General features: G+C 72.5%; 16 protein-coding genes. 9 read left to right on the top strand and 7 right to left on the bottom strand.

The genetic code is table 11. From position 1 onward, the window contains the following. The first annotated feature begins 88 nt into the window (after positions 1-88). Together BM339_RS42990 and BM339_RS42985 are read left to right on the top strand one after the other, a co-directional pair. Positions 89-907: an acyltransferase gene (locus BM339_RS42990; protein WP_075024574.1), complete on the top strand. Its 819-nt coding sequence runs from the start codon at positions 89-91 to the stop codon at positions 905-907. A gap of 228 nt (positions 908-1,135) precedes the next feature. Beyond that, entirely contained in the window at positions 1,136-2,029 is an 894-nt protein-coding gene (locus BM339_RS42985) for an alpha/beta fold hydrolase (RefSeq protein ID WP_021597052.1), read from the top strand. 84 nt (positions 2,030-2,113) lie between these two features. On the opposite strand, the gene BM339_RS42980 is transcribed toward BM339_RS42985, so the two are convergent. Then, complete coding sequence (locus BM339_RS42980) at positions 2,114-3,589, bottom strand: DEAD/DEAH box helicase (protein WP_033330710.1); 1,476 nt, start codon at positions 3,587-3,589, stop codon at positions 2,114-2,116. Between the two features lie 201 nt (positions 3,590-3,790). Beyond that, on the bottom strand, positions 3,791-4,354 hold the full coding sequence (locus tag BM339_RS42975; RefSeq protein ID WP_337959952.1) for a rhodanese-like domain-containing protein: 564 nt from the start codon (positions 4,352-4,354) through the stop codon (positions 3,791-3,793). Between the two features lie 28 nt (positions 4,355-4,382). Here BM339_RS42975 and BM339_RS42970 point away from each other — a divergent pair, with 28 nt between their 5' ends. Then, positions 4,383-5,357, top strand: a complete 975-nt coding sequence (locus tag BM339_RS42970; protein WP_075024573.1) for a helix-turn-helix domain-containing protein — start codon at positions 4,383-4,385, stop codon at positions 5,355-5,357. Positions 5,358-5,378: 21 nt separating this feature from the next. Here the strand turns inward: BM339_RS42970 and BM339_RS42965 are convergent, their stop codons facing one another. After that, positions 5,379-5,642, bottom strand: a complete 264-nt coding sequence (locus BM339_RS42965; RefSeq protein ID WP_075024572.1) for a hypothetical protein — start codon at positions 5,640-5,642, stop codon at positions 5,379-5,381. A gap of 178 nt (positions 5,643-5,820) precedes the next feature. Here BM339_RS42965 and BM339_RS42960 point away from each other — a divergent pair, with 178 nt between their 5' ends. The 6 genes from BM339_RS42960 (at position 5,821) to BM339_RS42940 (ending at position 13,675) form a co-directional block, all read left to right on the top strand. Next, a complete protein-coding gene (locus BM339_RS42960; protein WP_075024571.1) occupies positions 5,821-6,660 on the top strand; it encodes a S1 family peptidase in 840 nt (279 codons plus the stop codon). Between the two features lie 172 nt (positions 6,661-6,832). Then, the gene (locus BM339_RS42955; RefSeq protein ID WP_021594132.1) at positions 6,833-8,251 is read left to right on the top strand and encodes a cytochrome ubiquinol oxidase subunit I; all 1,419 of its coding nucleotides are present in this window, start codon (positions 6,833-6,835) and stop codon (positions 8,249-8,251) included. A 9-nt stretch (positions 8,252-8,260) separates the two neighbouring features. Then, positions 8,261-9,271: a cytochrome d ubiquinol oxidase subunit II gene (cydB, locus tag BM339_RS42950; protein WP_075024570.1), complete on the top strand. Its 1,011-nt coding sequence runs from the start codon at positions 8,261-8,263 to the stop codon at positions 9,269-9,271. Further along, entirely contained in the window at positions 9,268-10,923 is a 1,656-nt protein-coding gene (gene cydD / locus BM339_RS51000) for a thiol reductant ABC exporter subunit CydD (RefSeq protein ID WP_218163909.1), read from the top strand. The genes cydB and cydD overlap by 4 nt, the downstream gene beginning before the upstream one ends. A 270-nt stretch (positions 10,924-11,193) precedes the next feature. Continuing rightward, entirely contained in the window at positions 11,194-12,939 is a 1,746-nt protein-coding gene (gene cydC, locus BM339_RS50995; protein WP_218163908.1) for a thiol reductant ABC exporter subunit CydC, read from the top strand. A gap of 139 nt (positions 12,940-13,078) precedes the next feature. Next, the gene (locus BM339_RS42940) at positions 13,079-13,675 is read left to right on the top strand and encodes a peptidoglycan-binding domain-containing protein (protein WP_075024569.1); all 597 of its coding nucleotides are present in this window, start codon (positions 13,079-13,081) and stop codon (positions 13,673-13,675) included. Positions 13,676-13,771: 96 nt separating this feature from the next. Here the strand turns inward: BM339_RS42940 and BM339_RS42935 are convergent, their stop codons facing one another. From BM339_RS42935 to BM339_RS42920, 4 genes are read right to left on the bottom strand one after another with little or no spacing between them, the layout of a single operon-like run. Beyond that, on the bottom strand, positions 13,772-14,557 hold the full coding sequence (locus BM339_RS42935) for an alpha/beta fold hydrolase (RefSeq protein ID WP_075024568.1): 786 nt from the start codon (positions 14,555-14,557) through the stop codon (positions 13,772-13,774). A 20-nt stretch (positions 14,558-14,577) separates the two neighbouring features. Beyond that, a complete protein-coding gene (locus BM339_RS42930; protein ID WP_075024567.1) occupies positions 14,578-15,819 on the bottom strand; it encodes a hypothetical protein in 1,242 nt (413 codons plus the stop codon). Positions 15,820-15,830: 11 nt separating this feature from the next. Further along, a complete protein-coding gene (locus BM339_RS42925) occupies positions 15,831-16,715 on the bottom strand; it encodes a nitrilase family protein (protein WP_075024566.1) in 885 nt (294 codons plus the stop codon). Positions 16,716-16,725: 10 nt separating this feature from the next. Further along, positions 16,726-18,087, bottom strand: a complete 1,362-nt coding sequence (locus BM339_RS42920) for an amidase (protein WP_075024565.1) — start codon at positions 18,085-18,087, stop codon at positions 16,726-16,728. Positions 18,088-18,122 lie beyond the last annotated feature (35 nt).

Genomic DNA, 18,122 nt, shown 5'->3' with positions numbered 1-18,122 from the left:
AGGGGGCCCGGCCGTGCACGGCCGGGCCCTTTTGCGTGGCCGCGGCCCTGCGGGACGGGGGTTGCTACCACCCGGTACGGTGAACGCCATGTCGCCGAAGCGCTCCGTCCTGCACGGGCTGACCGCCCGGGTGAGGCAGCGGGCCCGCCAGGGCGCGCACACGGCCCTGCACCGCGGCTGGGAGTGGCTGCAGCGGCACGGGGAGATCACCCCGCACACGCCGGGCCGCCGCAGGTTCGCCTACCTCGGCGAGGGCGCGTGCATCGGCTTCCCCGTCGGCGCGATCTACGGGGAGCCGTGGATCTCGATCGGCGACCACACGCTCGTCGGGACCCACGTCACGATCTCGGCGGGGTTCGTCCCGGGCCTGGACCTCGGCCCGGACGTCATCGTGCGGATCGGCGCGAGCTGCTCGCTCGGCCGCGGCACCCACATCGTCGGCCACCAGTCCATCGACATCGGCGACGACGTCTTCACCGGCCCGAACGTCTACATCACCGACCAGAACCACACCTACGGGGACCTGCACACCCCGATCGGGCGGCAGTGGCCGGAGAACAACCCGGTCGTGATCGGCGACGGCTGCTGGATCGGCACGGGCGCGATCATCCTTCCCGGCACGCGGCTCGGCCGCAACGTCGCGGTCGCGGGCGGCGCCGTCGTCCGCGGCGAGTTCCCCGACCACTCGGTCATCGGCGGCGTTCCCGCGAAGATCCTGCGCAGCCACGACAAGGAGCTCGGCTGGCAGCCGCCCCTGCGCAGCGGCCCCCTGATGTCCCTGGACGAGCTCGCCGCCCTCTCGGTGGACGGCCTGGACGGCCTCCAGATCCTCCAGGACAAGCTGCGCAAGGAATCCCCCGGCCCCGCCTCCGGCTCCGAGGACGTGCTCAGCGAGGAAGCCGGCTGAGGAACGCCGGCGGGTTCCGCGGCGAGCCGTCCCGCGGTCGCGCGTGTTCCGCGGTCGCGCGTGTTCCGCCCGGCCGCCGTTGTCCCCCGTGCGAGCTACCCGCGATTGTCCACCGCACGGTGACGATCCGCGCCCTGCCGATTCCATAGCGTTCTCCACGTAGCCGCGGCGCCCCAGCCGCGAAATCCCCCCGGCCCTTTCCGGGCACCGCTCCCGCTGGAGGACACCATGCTTCGCAAGATCAGGACCGCCGCCGTCACCGCCGTGTGCTGCACCGTGCTCGGTGCGGGACTCGTCGGCTGCGACGACAGCACGGGGGAGGACTGGGACCCCTTCGCCTCCTCCCCGAAGCCCGCCGCCGGCTCCTTCACCGGGACGAAGAAGATCGAGGTCGGCGGCAAGTCGGTGAACGTGTCCTGCTCGGGCGAGGCGAACGGCAAGCCGGTCGTCGTCCTCCTGCACGGCGGGGGCGACGGGCTGGACAAGATGGCCGCCCTGCAGAAGACCCTGAGCGAGAAGAACCGGGTCTGCTCCTATGACCGCCTCGGCGCGGGCAAGAGCGACAAGCCGGACGGCCCGCAGGACTTCACGAGCTCCGGGAAGGTCCTCACCGGGGTCCTCGACCAGGTCGCCGGCGACGCCCCGGTCGTCCTGGCCGGGCACTCCCTCGGCGGGCTCATCGCCGCCCGGTACGCCCCGGAGCACCAGGACAAGGTCAAGGGCCTGGTCCTCCTGGACGCCACCCCGTCGACCATGGTCGCCGACCTGACGAAGATCATCCCCGCGTCCGCCACCGGCCCCGCCGCCCAGCTGCGGGCGCAGTACATCGCGCTCTTCAAGGGCCAGAACCCGGAGCAGCTCGTCATCAAGGACGGGAAGGTCGCCTCCGCCGGCGACATGCCGGTGGAGGTGGTCAAGCACGGGAAGCCGTACCTCAGCGCCGTCCCGCAGTACGGGCAGAGCCTGGAGCAGGCATGGACCGAGGGCCAGCGCAAGTGGCTCGAACTGTCCAGCGACAGCTCGCTGCGCGTCGCCAAGAAGAGCGAGCACTACATCTACACGGACCAGCCCGAGGTCGCCGTCAAGTCGATCCAGCGCGTAGCCGCGCAGGCCGCGCGCTGAGCGCTCCCCGGCCGCGAAGTGCGGCCCGCGTGAACAAGGCCCCTGGCGCGAAGCCAGGGGCCTGTTCCGTTCGTTCTAGGGCGGTCAGTTCGAGCGTGCGGTACGGCGGTCGCCGTCGCGGCGGTTGCCGTTGTACGGGCCGCCCCGGCGGGCGCCGTGGGAGCCGCCGCCGGTGCGGGGGCCGCCGCCGTGCCGGTCGCCGGACGAGTAGGAGCGGTGCTCGCCGCGCCCGCCGTCGCCCTCGCGGCGCCGGCCGCCGCCCTCGCCGCGGTCGAAGGAGCGCGCGGGCCGGCCGCGCCGCCCGCCCGGACGTCCCCGGCCGCCCTCGCGACGGGCCGGCCGCTCGGGGATGATCGGGCCCTCGATCGGGATGCCGGACGGCGGCCGGGCGCCGGTCAGCTTGACCAGCTCGGCGTCGCCGGTGCTCACCCGGATGCGGGGCGCGTTGATGCCGGCCCGGCGCGTCATCGAGGACGTGGCGCGCACCTGGTGCGGCAGGACGAGCGTGACGACGGTGCCGCGCTCGCCGGCGCGGGCGGTGCGGCCCGCGCGGTGCATGTAGTCCTTGTGGTCGGCGGGCGGGTCGACGTGCATGACGAGGGACACGTCGTCGACGTGGATGCCGCGGGCGGCGACGTCGGTGGCGACGAGGACGCTGATGGATCCCTCGCGGAACTCGGCGAGCGTGCGGGTGCGCAGGCCCTGGCTCTTGCCGCCGTGCAGGCCCGCCGCGCGGACGCCGGCCTGGACGAGCTGCTTGGCGAGCCGGTCGACGCCGTGCTTGGTGCGGGCGAACAGGATCGTCCGGCCCTCGCGGTTGGCGATCTCGGCGGTGACGGCCGCCTTCTCCTTGGGCGCGACCAGGAGGAGGTGGTGGTCCATCGTGTCGACGGACTCGTCCACCGGGCCGATGGCGTGCGTCACCGGGTCGTTCAGGTACCGCCTGACCAGGACGTCCACGTCCTTGTCGAGGGTGGCGGAGAACAGCAGCCGCTGCCCGCCGGGCTTGGCGGCGTCCAGGATGTCGGTGACGTCGGGCAGGAAGCCCATGTCGGCCATGTGGTCGGCCTCGTCCAGCACGGCGATCTCGATGTCGGACAGGTCGCAGGCGCCCTGCCGCATCAGGTCCTTGAGCCGGCCGGGCGTGGCGACCAGGACCTCGACGCCGCGGCGCAGCGCGTCGATCTGCTTGAACATCGAGGTCTGGCCGATGACGGTCTTGAAGCGGAGGCCGAGCCCGCGGCCGAGCGGCTCCAGGTTCGTCTGGACCTGCTGGGCGAGCTCGCGGGTCGGCACCAGGATCAGCGCCAGCGGGCGCTTCGGGGCGGCCTTGCGGCCGGAGAGCCGGGCGAGCAGCGGAAGGCCGAACGCCAGGGTCTTGCCGGAGCCGGTCTTACCGCGTCCGAGGACGTCGCGTCCCGCCATGACGTCGGGGATCGCGGCGGCCTGGATCGGGAACGGCGCGTCGATGCCCTGGCGGGCCAGGGCGTTCACCAGCACCGGCGGGAGGCCGAGCTCGGCGAAGGTGGGAACCCGCTCCTCGTCCGCGGTCGCGGGCATGGACGGGTTCTGTGCAGCGGCAGCTGTGGTCACGCATTACCTTCCGAGAGGGGGGCACGTCTCGGGAGGCACCACGGTGTGCGTGGCCTGCAAGGACGAGCCTGACGCCAAGGTCGGCGTCGAAGAGTGATTCCTAGAGTCTAACGTCGCCGGGGGCCGTCCTTATGCCCCGTCCCCGAGGGAACATGCGTCATCCCCTGCTCAGCAGGCACAGGAGACCCCCGTCACAGGGGCCGTGAGCGGGTCGGGGGAACGGTGCGTGACGACGCCGCCACCCGTCTCGACCGGGAGACCTTCGCGCGCCCAGTACTCGAACCCGCCGAGCATCTCCTTGACGGGACGGCCGAGTTTCGCGAACTCCAGCGCGGCCTTCTGCGCGCCGTTGCAGCCGGGACCCCAGCAGTAGACGACGACGGTGGCGTCCTCGGGGAGGAGCGCGGCGGCCCGTCCGGCGATCTCGGCGGTGGGCAGGTGGACGGCGCCCTGGACATGGCCCTGCGCCCAGCTCTCCGCGCTGCGCGTGTCGACGACGACGAGGCCCGGCGTGCCGGCGGCGAGGGCGGCGGCGACGTCGGACACGTCGGTCTCGAAGGCGAGGCGGGCGGCGAAATGCCGGCGGGCCTCATCGGCGGCCGCGGCGGATGCGGTTTCGGGCGCGGGGACGGTGGCCATCGCGGGCTCCTCGTTGGTCGGGTCGTTGCTCGGGTCGTTGCTCGGGGTTCGGGACCGATCCTCGGTGGAGCGGACGTCGAGCGGGAGTGGCACGAACGCCCATCATCGCTAAGATCTCGCCATGTCCGTCCCACCGTCCCGGCGCCACACGGTGTCGGTGCTGGCGTTCGACGGGATGGCGCCGTTCGAGCTGGGCACGGTCGTCGAGGTGTTCGGGCTGCCCCGTCCCGAGCTCGGCGTTCCCTGGTACGACCTACGGGTCTGCTCGCCGGAACGCGGCCCGATGCGCGCGGTCGGCGGCTTCACGATGACCGCCGAGCACGGGCTGGACGCGTTCGCGGCGGCGGACACCGTGCTGGTCGTCGCCGTCCCCGACGTCCGGCGGGATCCGCCGCCGGGGGTCGTCGCGGCGCTGCGGGAGGCGCACGCGCGGGGCGCCCGCGTCGTGTCGATCTGCTCGGGCGCGTTCGCCCTCGCCGCCGCCGGCCTGCTGGACGGGCGGGAGGCCACCACGCACTGGCGGTACGCGGACCTGCTGCGGCGGCGCTTCCCCGCGGTGCGCGTGACGCCGGACGTCCTCTACGTCGACGGCGACGACGTGCTCACCGGGGCGGGAAGCGCCGCCGGGCTCGACATGTGCCTGCATCTCGTACGCAAGGACCACGGCGCCCGGATCGCGAACGCGGTGGCGCGCCGCCTGGTCGTCCCGCCGCACCGGGACGGCGGCCAGGCGCAGTTCGTGGAGGCCGCCGTGTCGCCTCCCGACGAGGACGATCCGGTCGCGCGGGCCATGGCGTGGGCGCTCGCGCACCTCGCCGAGCCGATCACCGTCGCCCGGATGTCCCGGGAGGCGTGCCTCGCGCCCCGCACGTTCATCCGGCGCTTCGGCCGGCGGACCGGGACGAGTCCGCTCCGCTGGGTGGTCAGGCAGCGCGTCCTGGCGTCGCTGCCGCTACTGGAGGACGGCACGGCGCCCATCGAGGAGGTCGGCGCGGCCGTCGGGTTCGAGAGCCCGGCGACGTTCCGGCACCACTTCGTCCGGGCGATGCAGACGTCCCCGTCCGCCTACCGGCGCACCTTCCGCGCCGGCCTCTGACCGGACGGGGCCCCGGCTTGCTCAGCGGGGGTGGACGGGGGCCTGCCGGTCGATCTCGCGGCCCAAGGTGACGACCATCCGGTCGAAGGCGGCCGCCCCGTACCGGGCGTGGAGGGCGGGGTAGACGTTCTTGCGGGCGGCCTCCCTGAGCATCCAGCTCAGGTCGGCGCGGGGGACCCCGCCGCCGCGGGCGAGCCGGTCGTGCGCGTCCCGCGTCACCCGGAGCAGCTCCGGATGCGCCGCCGACTCGGTGAGGATCATGCGCGTCGCGTCCCTGAGTTCCATGGGCGGAGTCTAGAACCGCCGGCGGATCATGGACAGCCGAGGACGTCGGGCGGCGGCGGTTGTGCAATGCGTGCCTGATTCGGAGAGTCGTCCCAGTTCGCTCTGCTTGGCCCTTCCCGTCCGCCAGAGGCCTGGTTAGCATCACGCTGCCCCACCTCGACGGAGAGGACCCCCCGCCATGCACAGACGCCTCCTCGGCGTGCTCGCCGCCGCGTTCCTCGGCGCCGCGGCGGTCACCGCCGGACCGTCCACCGCGACCGCCGCTCCCGCCCCGCCCAAGGCCGCCGTCGACTTCACCGGGATCGTCGCCCTCAGCAACTGCTCCGGCTCCCTCGTGCGCGCCCCCGGCGCCGCCGACGGCGACCCGGCGCTCGTGCTCACGAACGGGCACTGCTACGAGGGCGGCATGCCCGCTGCCGGCCAGGTGATCACGAACCGGGCGTCCCAGCGCACGTTCACGCTGCTCGACCCGAGTGGCAGCGGGTCGCTGGGCACCCTGCGCGCGACGACGATGCTGTACGCGACCATGACCGACACCGATGTGGCCCTGTACCGGCTGAACACCAGCTACGCGAGCATCCAGCAGTCGTACGGCGTTCCCGCGCTGGAGCTGTCGCTGCAGCGCCCGGCGTCCGGGACCGACCTGCGCGTCGTCTCCGGCTACTGGAGGCGCATCTACTCCTGCCGCCTCGACGGCTTCGCCTACGGTGTCCGCGAGTCCCAGTGGACATGGAAGGACTCGCTGCGCTACACGCCCGAGTGCGACACGATCGGCGGGACGTCGGGTTCGCCGGTCGTCGACGCCGCGTCCGGCAAGGTCATCGGCGCGAACAACACCATGAACGAGAACGGCGGACGCTGCACGCTGAACAACCCGTGCGAGGTCGACGAGTCGGGGAACGTCACGGTGCGCGAGGGCATCGGGTACGGCCAGCAGACCCACATCCTGGCCGCCTGCATCGCGCCCGGCAGCGTGATCGACTACGACCGCCAGGGCTGCCTCGTCCCGCGCGGCTGACGCCCCGTCTCTCGCGCTGACCAGCGCCTCCCCTCCATGGCCCGCGGCCCCGACCGGCCGCGGGCCTCGCTGTGAGGGAACTAACCACGGCGCGTAGTACTACAGCTCGTAGTATGTCTGACAGGATATAGTACTACAGCTTGTAGTAGATGAGCCGGAGAGGCACGCGCCCATGGACTCGGTCGACATCGCACGGTGGCAGTTCGGGATCACCACCGTCTACCACTTCCTGTTCGTCCCGCTGACGATCGGGCTGTCCGCGCTCGTCGCGGTCCTGGAGACGGCGTGGCTGCGGACGGGCAAGACCGCCTACCTGCGGGCCACCAAGTTCTGGGGCAAGCTCTTCCTGATCAACTTCGCGATGGGGATCGTCACCGGCATCGTGCAGGAGTTCCAGTTCGGCATGAACTGGAGTGACTACTCCCGGTTCGTCGGCGACATCTTCGGCGCGCCGCTCGCCATCGAGGGCCTGCTCGCCTTCTTCGTCGAGTCGACCTTCCTCGGCCTGTGGATCTTCGGCTGGGACCGGTTGCCCAGGCGGATCCACAACGCCTGCATCTGGATCGTGCACGTCGGGACGCTGCTGTCCGCATACTTCATCCTCGCCGCCAACTCCTGGATGCAGCACCCGGTCGGCTACCGGATCGACCCCGAGACCGGACGCGCCGTCCTCACCGACTTCTGGGCCGTCCTGACCAACTCCACCCACCTCGTCGCCTTCCCGCACACCATCACCGCCGCGTTCGTCACCGGCGGCATGTTCATGGCGGGCGTCTCCGCCTGGCACCTCGCCCGCCGCAAGAACGTCGAGGTGTTCCGGCCGTCGCTGAAGCTCGCGCTGGCCGTCACCGCGGTCGCCTCGATCGGCGTCGCCGTCTCCGGCGACTTCCAGGGCAAGGTCATGACCGAGCAGCAGCCGATGAAGATGGCCGCGGCCGAGGCCCTCTACGAGACCGAGCAGCCCGCCTCCTTCTCGATCTTCACGGTCGGGACGCTGGACGGCGACGAGGAGGTCTTCGGAATCAAGGTCCCGCGCGTCCTGTCGTTCCTCGCCACCGGCACCCTCGACGGCGAGGTCAAGGGCATCAACGACGTCCAGGCCGCCGAGGAGGCCCGGTACGGGCCCGGCGACTACCGGCCGCTCGTCCCGGTCATCTACTGGAACTTCCGGATCATGGTCGGGGTCGGGATGCTCACCGCGCTCGTCTCGCTGGCCGGGCTGTGGCTGCTGCGGCGCGGGCGGCTGCCGTCCAGTCCCTGGGTGTATCGGATCGGGATGCTGTCGCTGACGCTCCCCTTCATCGGCAACTCCGCCGGATGGATCTTCACCGAGATGGGCCGCCAGCCCTGGTCGGTGTTCGGCCTGATGAAGACGTCCGCGAGCGTCTCGCCCGGCGTCACGCCGTCCTCGATGCTCATCTCGGTCATCTCGCTGACCGCGCTGTACAGCGTCCTGCTCGTCATCGAGACGGGCCTGATGCTCAAGTACGCCAAGGCCGGGCCGCCCTCGGAGAACGAGGTGCTGCCCCCGCCGCCGGGCGACCCCGACTCCGATTCCGACTCCGAGCGCTCGCTCGCGTTCGCCTACTGAGAGCCGGCCATGGAACTCACGACCGTCTGGTTCATCGTCATCGCCTTCCTCTGGACGAGCTACTTCTTCCTGGAAGGGTTCGACTTCGGCGTCGGCATGCTGCTGCCCGTCCTCGGCCGGGACGACGTCGAGCGCCGCGTCGTCATCAACACCATCGGCCCGGTATGGGACGGCAACGAGGTGTGGTTCATCGTCGCCGGCGCCGCCACCTTCGCCGCGTTCCCCGAGTGGTACGCCACCCTGTTCAGCGGCTTCTACCTGCCCCTCCTCGCGATCCTGCTCGCGCTGATCATCCGCGGCGTCGCTTTCGAGTACCGCGGCAAGCGCGACGAGGCCCGCTGGCGCTCCCGCTGGGACAAGGCGATCTTCTGGGGCAGCCTCGTGCCCGCGTTCCTGTGGGGCGTCGCGTTCGCGAACATGGTCCGCGGCGTGCCGCTGGACGCCGACCACGAGTACGTCGGGACCCTCGGTGACCTGCTCAGCCCGTACGCGCTGCTCGGCGGGCTCACCACGATGATCCTCTTCGTCCTGCACGGGGCGGTGTTCCTCGCGCTCAAGACCTCCGGAGGGATCCGCTTCCGGGCCCGCCGCATCGCGGGTTTCGCCGCCGTCGCCGCCCTCGTCGCCGGCGGGGGCTTCCTCCTGGTCACCCAACTCCAGTACGGCAAGCCGGTGACGTGGCTGACCGCCGCGGGCGCCGCCGCCGGGCTGCTCCTCGCCGCCGCCAACCGGCGCGGCCGGGAGGGCTGGGCCTTCATCGGCACCGGCGCCGCCATCGTGCTCGCGGTCGCGACCCTGTTCACCTCGCTGTTCCCGGACGTGCTGCCGTCCACCCTGGACACCGGCTCGCTGACCACGACGAACGCCGCCTCGTCGGACTACACGCTGACGATCATGACGTGGGTCGCGGCCGTGTTCACCCCGATCGTGATGATCTATCAGGGCTGGACGTACTGGGTGTTCCGCAAGCGGATCAGCACGTCCCACATCCCCGTGAAGCCGCCGGAACCGGTCGCATGAAACCCCTCGACCCCCGGCTGCTGCGGTACGCCCGGACGACGCGGCTCTTCCTGCTGGCGTCCGTGGCGCTCGGCACCGCCACCGCCGGCCTGATCATCGCGCAGGCGACCCTGCTCGCCGCCATGCTCACGCGCGCCTTCCTGGACGGCGCGTCGCTCGCCGACCTGCGCACCCCCATGCTGCTCCTGCTCGCCGTCGTGCTGGCGCGGACGCTCGTCGCGTGGCTGGCCGAGGTCGCGGCGCACCGCTCGTCCGCCGCCGTGAAGTCCGAGCTGCGGCGCCGGCTGCTCGCGCACGCCCTCGGCCTCGGCCCGCGCTGGCTGTCCGGCGAGCGCAGCGGCGAGCTCGCCACCCTCGCCAGCCGCGGGATCGACGCCCTCGACGACTACTTCTCCCGGTACCTGCCGCAGCTCGTCCTCGCGGTCATCGTGCCCGTCGCCGTCGGCGCGCGGATCCTGCTGGGCGACTGGCTGTCGGCCGTGACGATCGCGGCGACGCTCCCGCTCATCCCCGTCTTCGCGATCCTCGTCGGCCTCACCACCCAGCGGAAGATGGACCGCCAGTGGCGGACCCTCTCGCTCCTGTCCGCCCACTTCCTGGACGTCGTCGCCGGGCTCCCCACGCTGAAGATCTTCGGCCGCGCCCGCGCCCAGGCCGGCCGGATCCGCGAGATCACCGACCGCCACCGGCGCGCCACCATGTCGACCCTGCGGATCGCGTTCCTGTCGGCCCTGGTCCTGGAGCTGCTGTCGACCCTCTCCGTCGCCCTCGTCGCCGTCTCGATCGGGCTGCGGCTGGTCGAGGGCGGGCTCGGCCTGGAGACGGCGCTGCTCGTCCTGATCCTGGCGCCGGAGGCGTACCTGCCCCTCCGCCAGGTCGGCGCGCAGTACCACGCCAGCGTCGAGGGCCTCACCGCCGCCTCGCGCGTCTTCGAGGTCCTCGAAACGCCACCGCCCGCCTCCGGGACGCGCCCGGACGTCCCCGGCCTGGCCCGCGCGACACTCCGCCTGGAGGACGTGACGGTCACCTACCCCGACCGCGACGCCCCCGCCCTCGACGATTTCTCGCTGACCGTCCATCCGGGCGAAACGGTCGCGCTGGTGGGGCCCAGCGGCGCGGGCAAGTCGACCGTCCTCTCGGTCCTGCTGGGCTTCGTCCGGCCCGACTCGGGCCGCGTCCTGGTCGACTGGGACGACCTCGCCACGTTCTCCCCGGACGCCTGGCGCGCGCAGATCGCGTGGGTCCCGCAGCGCCCGTACCTGTTCGCCGGCTCGGTCGCCGCGAACATCCGCCTGGGCCGTCCGGACGCCTCCGACGCCGAGGTCCATGCCGCCGCGGAGGCCGCGAACGCCCTCTCCTTCATCGAGGCGCTGCCGCCCGGCTTCGATACCCCGCTCGGCGACCGCGGCACCGGCCTGTCCGCGGGCCAGCGCCAGCGCATCGCCCTGGCCCGCGCCTTCCTCCGCGATGCGCCGCTCCTCCTGCTGGACGAACCGACCTCCGGCCTGGACGGCGAGAGCGAGGCCGCGGTGATCAACGCCGTCGCCCGGCTGGCGATGTCCCGCACAGTGATCCTCGTAGCCCACCGCCCAACCCTGCTCCCCCTGGCCGACCGCGTAATCCCCCTCACCCCCACAAAGGTCACAACATGACCAGCCTCAGCAACCGCCACCGCAACGACCGCGCGCTCCGTACCGGGGACGGACCAGGGTTGCGCCGGGGGTCCGCGAATGACTCGGCCGACCTTGTGGTCTCTCTCGTCCGCGCGGAGGCGACGACATGATCGGCCTTCGCGACCGGCGCCGTGACGGCCGCGTGGTCCGGGTCGGGGAGGGGCTGGGGGCGCGCTGGGGGCTGCGGATGATTCACGTGAAACCTCGTTGCGCGGCCCGGAGGGGTATGGCTCGAAGGGTGGGGGCGGCATGGTGGTCTTGCGGCTGATCGCGTTCGCGCGGCCGGCGCGGGCGCGGCTGGGGCTCGCCGTCCTGTTCGGCGTCCTGGCGCTGGGCAGCGGGGTCGGGCTCATGGCGACCTCGGCATGGCTCATCTCGCGTGCGGCGCAGCATCCGCCGGTGCTCATGCTGATGGTCGCGATCGTGGCCGTGCGCGCGTTCGGCCTGGGGCGAGGCGTGTTCCGCTACGTCGAGCGGCTCGTGGGGCACGACGCGACGTTCCGCATCCTCGCCGACCTGCGCGCCCGGGTGTACGAGCGGCTGGAGCGCCTGGCGCCGGGAGGGCTCCCCGCGTTCCGGAGCGGCGACCTGCTGAACAGGCTCGTCGCGGACGTGGACGCCGTTCAGGACCTCTTCCTCCGCGTTCTGCTGCCCTGCACGATCGCCGCGGTCGTCGGCGGCGCGTCCGTGGGGGTCGCCTGGGCTCTGCTGCCGTCGGCGGGGGTCGTCCTGCTGCTGGCGCTGGTGGTCGCGGGTGTCGTGGCGCCGTGGCTGTCCGCCGTCGTCTCGCGGCGGGCCGAACGCCGCACGACCGACCTGCGGGGCGAGCTCACCTCTCACGTCGTCGACACGCTGCAGGGCGCGCCCGAGCTCATCGCCTACGGAGCAGCCCCTGACCAGCTCGCCAGGGCCGAGCAACTCGATCACGACTTCACGCGTGCGACGGCCCGTTCCGCGACGACCACCGGGGCCGGGGCCGCCATCTCCGCCCTGGCCGGCGGTCTCGCCGTCTGGGGCAACCTCGCCGCCGGCGTCCCGGCCGTTCGCTCTGGGGCCTTGGACGGTGTCCTGCTCGCGGTCATCGTCCTGCTGCCGCTGGCCGCGTTCGAGGTCGTGGCCGGGTTGCCGCTGGCCGCGCAGTACATGGAGCGGGTCCGGCGTTCGGCGTCACGCATCTTCGCCGTCCTGGACAGCCCGCCCCCGGTGCGGGACCCGGACGACCCCGCACCGTTGCCCGCGCCGCCCTACACCCTCTCGGTCGAGAACCTCCGAGCGCGGTGGACGCCCGACGGCCCGTACGCCCTCGACGGCATCTCCCTCGACCTGATGCCGGGCCGCCGCTGCGCGATCGTCGGCCCGAGCGGGTCGGGCAAGACCACGCTCACGTCCGTCCTGCTCCGCTTCCTGGAACCCGCCGGCGGCCGGGCGTCCCTCAACGGTGTGGACCTGCGCGCCCTCACCGGCGACGACGTCCGCCGGGTCATCGGCCTCTGCGCCCAGGACGCCCACCTGTTCGACTCCACGATCGGCGAGAACATCCGGCTGGCGCGTCCCGCCGCCACCAATGACGAGATCCGCCACGTCCTGCGCCGCGCCCGGCTCCTCGACTGGGTCGAGACCCTCCCGCGCGGCCTCGACACCCATGTCGGCGAGCACGGCGCCCAGGTCTCCGGCGGGCAGCGCCGGCGCATCGCCCTGGCCCGCGCGCTCCTCGCCGACCCGCCGGTGCTGCTTCTGGACGAGCCCGCCGAGCACCTGGACATCGCGACCGCCGACGCGCTCACCGCCGACCTGCTCACCGCCACCGAGGGCCGCACCACGCTGCTCGTCACCCACCGCCTCTCCGGCTTGGACGCCGTCGACGAGATCGTCGTCCTGGACGGCGGCCGCGTCGCCGACCGCGGCACCCACGCCGCCCTGCTCTCCCGCCCCGGCCCCTACCGCGCCCTCTGGGAGCGCGAGCAGGCCGCCGTCCCGGCCCCCGAATTTAAGTGAGTAAATTAATCGAGATCAGGTAAACCTGTCGCCAGAGCAATTCGTCGCGCCATTTTCTTGGATTTATCGAGAACAATTCCGAACGGGCCGCCATCTCACCGAGTACAGGATCCGATCGATGGGAACGGGGGTTCCACAGATGAAGATTCTCCTGCGCGCGGTGCTCGCCATCGCCGCGACGGTCCTCGCCGTCGGCACCAGCCTGGGGGCGATGCAGGCCGCCGGCGCCGACGGACCGGACACCAGCCCGACGGTGGCCAAGGCGATCGAATCGCAGCCGTGGGTGGAGCTCGGGCCCGGCGACAGCGACTACCGCATCGCCTCCGCCCGCTGCTACCTGGTGCAGTTCGGCTATTACCACGACTGCACGCCGACGTCCGCCGGGGAGGGCTGGCCCGCCGACCTCGGTCCCGCACTGAAGAAGTACCAGGCCGCGCACGACCTGCCCCAGTCGGGCAGGCTCGACGCGGAGACCTGGGGCGCGCTGCGTGACGACGGCGGCGAGGTCGGGCAGGGCAGCGGCCGCCGCAGCCAGATCAAGGGCATCCAGTACGCGATGAAGGTCCTGCAGGACCGCTCCCTCGTCGCGGACGGGTACTACGGTCCGGCGACCACGAAGGCCGTCACCGCCTTCCAGAAGCGCAAGGAGATCGACGCCGACGGCATCTTCGGCCCGATCACCTTCCGCGCCGCGTTCGCCAAGGGCGCCGAGGCCCAGCGCACGCCTGGGCGGTGACCCATCGGCGGCCGCCTCGCGCCCCTCCCGGTCGCGAGGCGGCCGCCGCCTTCACCCGCCGGATACCATTTCGTTGATCAACGCGGCGCGCTCATTTCACCCTTTGAGCGCGTCGCGAATGTGATGTGCGAGTGAGCGGGGCGCCTGCGCATGAGCCAGATGCCCCTGCCCGGGGATGCGCACGATCTGCGCTTGAGGCATCGCCCGCGCGAATTGCGCGAACGCCGTTCCGTACGGGACCTTCCCTTCGTTGTCTTCGCCGAGCAGCAGGGTGACCGGGACGTCCAGCGCCGCGTAGGTGTCCATGGCGGGACGGTGATCGTTGATGGCGGCGAGTTCGCCCGCCGAGGGTTCGGCCAGCGGGCGCAGGACGTCCCACGCCGGGCTCGCCCGGAGTTCGGCGACGTAGCCGGGCGTGAACCCGGACACCAGGAGGTTGACGACCTCCACGGCCCGGTCCAGATCCCCCTGGTCGACGGCCTCGCGCAACGGCCCCACCGCCTCCGGGGCGAAGGGGTGGGCCACCGGCTCGTACAGGACGAGCGAGCGCAGATCCGTACGGCCGGCGGCCGCCTCCAGCGCGATCAGCGCCCCGTAACTCCAGCCGAACAAGTGCACGTCCTCGCCGAGGGCGTCCAGGACGTGACGGAGATCGTTCACCTCGGTCCGCACCGAATACCCGGGCCCGAGAGGTCCACTCGGCGCCCGGCCACGGCGGTTGAGCACGATGACCCGGTTGGGTAGGTCGATGTGCTCGACCACGGGCCGCCACCCGGCTGCGTCGGCCATGACGCCGGGCAGCAGGACGAGCGGTGGACCGTCACCGTCGCGGACCTCGGCGGCGAGAACGGTGCCATCACGGTTGAACTGCAGTGGACGCACTGTCGATCCTTCGAGACGAGTCAGAGTGTCGAGACGAACCCGGGCAGGAGACCGAGCACCGGGACGGCGATGAGCGTGCACACGGTCATGGAGACCACGTTGCCGATGAACGGATGGAAGTCCGGCGGCAGCCGCCTGGAGACCAGCGCGGCGAGCGGCGGCCCGGCGACCGCGCCGAACACGGCCCCGAGAACGACCGCCTGAACGGTCGCGCCATAGGTGAGGACCACCGCCGGCGCCACCGACACGACCGGGACGAAGGTCGGATACCAGCCGAGGACGGCCCATCGGCGCTGGTAGAGCAGGACGCCCAAGGTCCCCGCCAGCACCTGGGCGGTGAGCATCGCGGGCAGCAGCCCGCTTCCGTACACCGGCGTCAGCGGGTTGAGCAGGTAGGTCGCGAGCGTCCCGCCGATCAGGCCGATGGCGGCGATCTCGTTGCCGTAGAACTGGGCCTCGGTGAAGTCGGCCAGCACGCGCCGGACCACCCAGACGCCGCCGCGCTCGTCCGGCTCCGGCGCCGGGGGCTTGGCGGTTTCGGCGGATTCGCTACTCTGCTCGGTTGCGAGCGGACGAGGCATCCACGGCAGATGGCGGCAGATCAGGAACGCCAGGAGCGCTCCGACCCACATGCCCGTGACGTTGCCGATGACGTTGGGCAGGTGCAGCGGGTGGCAGAAGTAGTTCGCCACGGCCAGCGCCACCGGCGTCGTCAGCGCGGCTCCGAGCACCGCCCCGGTGGCGGCCACCGACCATCCCGCACCGTAGACGAGCACCACGGCCGGAGGAACCGACACGAACGGCACGAAGGTGGGCTGCCACTGGCCGGTCGCCTGGATCGTCCACCCCCAGGCGAGGTCGGACAGCAGCAGGCCGAACGCGGCGGAGCCCAGCAGCCACGGCCACAGCCCGGTGCCGTAGCTGATCGGGAAGCCCGCCCAGCGGCGGCCCCGCCGCCAGGCCGTGTGCGCGAGCCAGCCTCCCGCGATCATCCCGAGCCCGCCGATCGCGGACTTGAAGAACTCGGCCTCGGTGGCGTCCCCGATCCACCAGCGCAGGAACTGCGGGACGTTCGCGTACATCTCGTCCTGCCATGCGGTGTAGCCGGGCAGGACGTGCGGCAGCCCGTCCTCGGCTCGCGTGAGGAGGACGGCGAGCGCCGCGGTCACCGAGACCAGGACGGCGCCGCCCGCCCATCGCCCGACCGCCGGATCCGCGGCGCGGGCGGACACGGCCGGCGAGGTCTTCGTCGTGTCGCTCATGGCGGGCCTCCTCACCGCGGGAAGGCATCGCCGCCGCGGTAGCCGAGCAGCGGATCGTAGAGATCGGTGCGCCGGTCGCGGACGAGGTCGTTGAGGTCGTTCCAGATCGGCGCCGACCGCGCCGCGACGACGTCCAGGTCCGCGTAGACGGTCGTCTCGCCCTCGGCCGGGGCGACGGAGCCGATCGGCCAGCCGTTGGTGGCCGTGATGAGGGAGCACCCGAGGAACTTGCCGCCCCGCTCCTCGCCCACCCGGTTCGCCGCCACGATCGGGAGGTTGTTCACGTGCGACGCGCTCATCGTCAGGTAGGAGGCCATGCACCGGCCCGCCTCGTCGAAGAGCGGGGGCGGCGTCCACACCCAGTTGTTCACGCTGCAGACGACGTCCGCGCCCTGCGTGGCGAGCAGCCTCGCCACCTCGGGGAACCAGATGTCCCAGCAGATCAGCAGCCCGATCCGGCCGATCCGGGTCGGGAACACCGGGAAGCCGAGATCGCCGGGCTCGAAGATCAGCTTCTCCCTGTTCCACAGGTGGGTCTTGCGGTAGGTGCCGATCACTCCGTCCGGACCGGTCAGCACCGCGGTGTCGTACAGCCGGACGCCGTCGCGCTCGGCCAGGCCGCCGACGATGTGCAGGCCGCGCTCGCGGGCGGCCTCCGTCCACGCCCGCGTGGTGGGCCCGTCCGGGACGGGCTCCGCGTGCGCGTAGGCCTCCTCGCGGGTGGCGAACCCGTAGCCGGTGGCGGCCAGCTCCGGGAGCACGATCAGCGTGGCTCCGCGGTCGGCGGCCTCGTTGATCAGTTCGAGGCTCCGCTGGACGTTCTTCTCCTTGTTCTCCAGGCCGACCTGGGGGTCGAACTGGACGGCGGCCGCGGTGACCGGGCTGACAGCGGACATGGGTGCTCCTTCAGGGCTGGGATGCGGTGGTGGTCGTCTGGTTCGCCTCGGACAGACGGCCGGCGACGGCGAGCAGCAGGCGCTCGGCGCCCGGCCTGGCGATCAGCTGGAGGCTGGTGGGCAGCCCGTCCACCGGTGCGGCGGGCAGGCTGATGGCGGGCAGCCCGAGCACGCTCCAGGGGCTGGTGAGGGACAGCAGTGCGGCTCGGACGTCGATCGGCGTTCCGTCCAGGGACAGGCTTCGGGCGTCCAGTGGCGGAGGGAGGATCGGGACGGTGGGCATGGCGAGGAGGTCATGGCCTTCCAGGAGCGCCGCCACCGCGACGTGGACCCGCTCCCGGATCGCCTGGGCCGCTTCGGCGTCCTCCTCGGTGATCCGCCCGGCGGCGCGCAGGCGGGCGAGAACCTCCTCTCCGTACAGCTCCGGCGCGGCGGCCAGCCGCCCGGCGTGGATCGTGTGGACCTCACGCCCCTGGATCACCTGGTAGGCCCAGCGCAGCCGCGCGATGCCAGGGACGGCCACGTCCCGCACGGGCAGCGGTTCCAGCAGAGCGCGAGCCGCCTCGGTCACCCGCGGGTCGGCCGGATGGAGCGCACTGGGCGCCACCCACCCGACACGACAGCCGGAGACGTCCGGCTCGAGGGCGTCCTCACCTGCTAGAACGTTCCAGAGCAGCAGGCAGTCCCCGGCCGTGCGCGCCATCGGGCCGACCGTGTCCAGGGAGGGCGCCACCGGGAAGACGCCGCCGGACGGCACGGCGCCGCGGGTGGGTTTGAGCCCGACGATCCCGCAGCAGGCGGCGGGGATGCGCACCGAGCCGCCGGTGTCGGTGCCCACCGCGAGCGGCACGATCCCGGCGGCCACCGCGGCGGCGGACCCGCTGCTGGAACCGCCGGAGACGCGTTCCCGCCGGTACGGGTTGCGGGTCGCCCCGTCCGCCGACCGGTCGCCGGTGGGGCCGAACGCGAACTCGTGCGTCGCCGCCTTCCCGACGATGATCGCGCCGCCCGCGCGCAGCCGGCGCACGCACTCCGCGTCGTGCTCGGGCACACGGCCGGCGTAGTGACGGGACCCCATGGCGGTGCGCAGGCCGGCGGTGTCCACGACGTCCTTGACCACGACCGGGATGCCGTGCAGGGGCCCGCGGTCCATCCCCGCGGACAGTTCGCGTCCCGCGCGCTCCGCCGCCGCCCGCGCACCGGGCGCGTCGACCGCGGCGAGCGCGTTGAGCCCCGGGTCGAGCCTGGCCGCCTCGGCCAGCGACCGCTCCACCAGATCGGCCGGGGACGTCGTCCCGGCGCGCAGCGCACCGGCCAGCCCCGTCACGGTGCGCCGGGCGAACCACCCCGCGCCCGGCGGCGGTCCGATCATGCCTGTCCCGCCGCGTCGACCCGTCCTGCCACGAC

The sequence above is a fragment of the Actinomadura madurae genome, from assembly GCF_900115095.1.
Lineage (GTDB): Bacteria > Actinomycetota > Actinomycetes > Streptosporangiales > Streptosporangiaceae > Spirillospora > Spirillospora madurae.
This window is presented reverse-complemented; position numbering and strand designations above follow the sequence as displayed.

What these genes read in the sequence shown, in the direction of transcription:
- cydC (WP_218163908.1), top strand. Translation starts at nt 11,194, where the DNA reads ATGGTGGTCTTGCGGCTGATCGCGTTCGCGCGGCCGGCGCGGGCGCGG.
- cydB (WP_075024570.1), top strand. Translation starts at nt 8,261, where the DNA reads ATGGAACTCACGACCGTCTGGTTCATCGTCATCGCCTTCCTCTGGACG.
- BM339_RS42940 (WP_075024569.1), top strand. Translation starts at nt 13,079, where the DNA reads ATGAAGATTCTCCTGCGCGCGGTGCTCGCCATCGCCGCGACGGTCCTC.
- BM339_RS42960 (WP_075024571.1), top strand. Translation starts at nt 5,821, where the DNA reads ATGCACAGACGCCTCCTCGGCGTGCTCGCCGCCGCGTTCCTCGGCGCC.
- BM339_RS42925 (WP_075024566.1), bottom strand. Translation starts at nt 16,715, where the DNA reads ATGTCCGCTGTCAGCCCGGTCACCGCGGCCGCCGTCCAGTTCGACCCC.
- BM339_RS42980 (WP_033330710.1), bottom strand. Translation starts at nt 3,589, where the DNA reads ATGCCCGCGACCGCGGACGAGGAGCGGGTTCCCACCTTCGCCGAGCTC.
- BM339_RS42985 (WP_021597052.1), top strand. Translation starts at nt 1,136, where the DNA reads ATGCTTCGCAAGATCAGGACCGCCGCCGTCACCGCCGTGTGCTGCACC.
- BM339_RS42970 (WP_075024573.1), top strand. Translation starts at nt 4,383, where the DNA reads ATGTCCGTCCCACCGTCCCGGCGCCACACGGTGTCGGTGCTGGCGTTC.
- BM339_RS42930 (WP_075024567.1), bottom strand. Translation starts at nt 15,819, where the DNA reads ATGAGCGACACGACGAAGACCTCGCCGGCCGTGTCCGCCCGCGCCGCG.
- BM339_RS42965 (WP_075024572.1), bottom strand. Translation starts at nt 5,642, where the DNA reads ATGGAACTCAGGGACGCGACGCGCATGATCCTCACCGAGTCGGCGGCG.
- BM339_RS42990 (WP_075024574.1), top strand. Translation starts at nt 89, where the DNA reads ATGTCGCCGAAGCGCTCCGTCCTGCACGGGCTGACCGCCCGGGTGAGG.
- BM339_RS42955 (WP_021594132.1), top strand. Translation starts at nt 6,833, where the DNA reads ATGGACTCGGTCGACATCGCACGGTGGCAGTTCGGGATCACCACCGTC.
- BM339_RS42920 (WP_075024565.1), bottom strand. Translation starts at nt 18,087, where the DNA reads ATGATCGGACCGCCGCCGGGCGCGGGGTGGTTCGCCCGGCGCACCGTG.
- cydD (WP_218163909.1), top strand. Translation starts at nt 9,268, where the DNA reads ATGAAACCCCTCGACCCCCGGCTGCTGCGGTACGCCCGGACGACGCGG.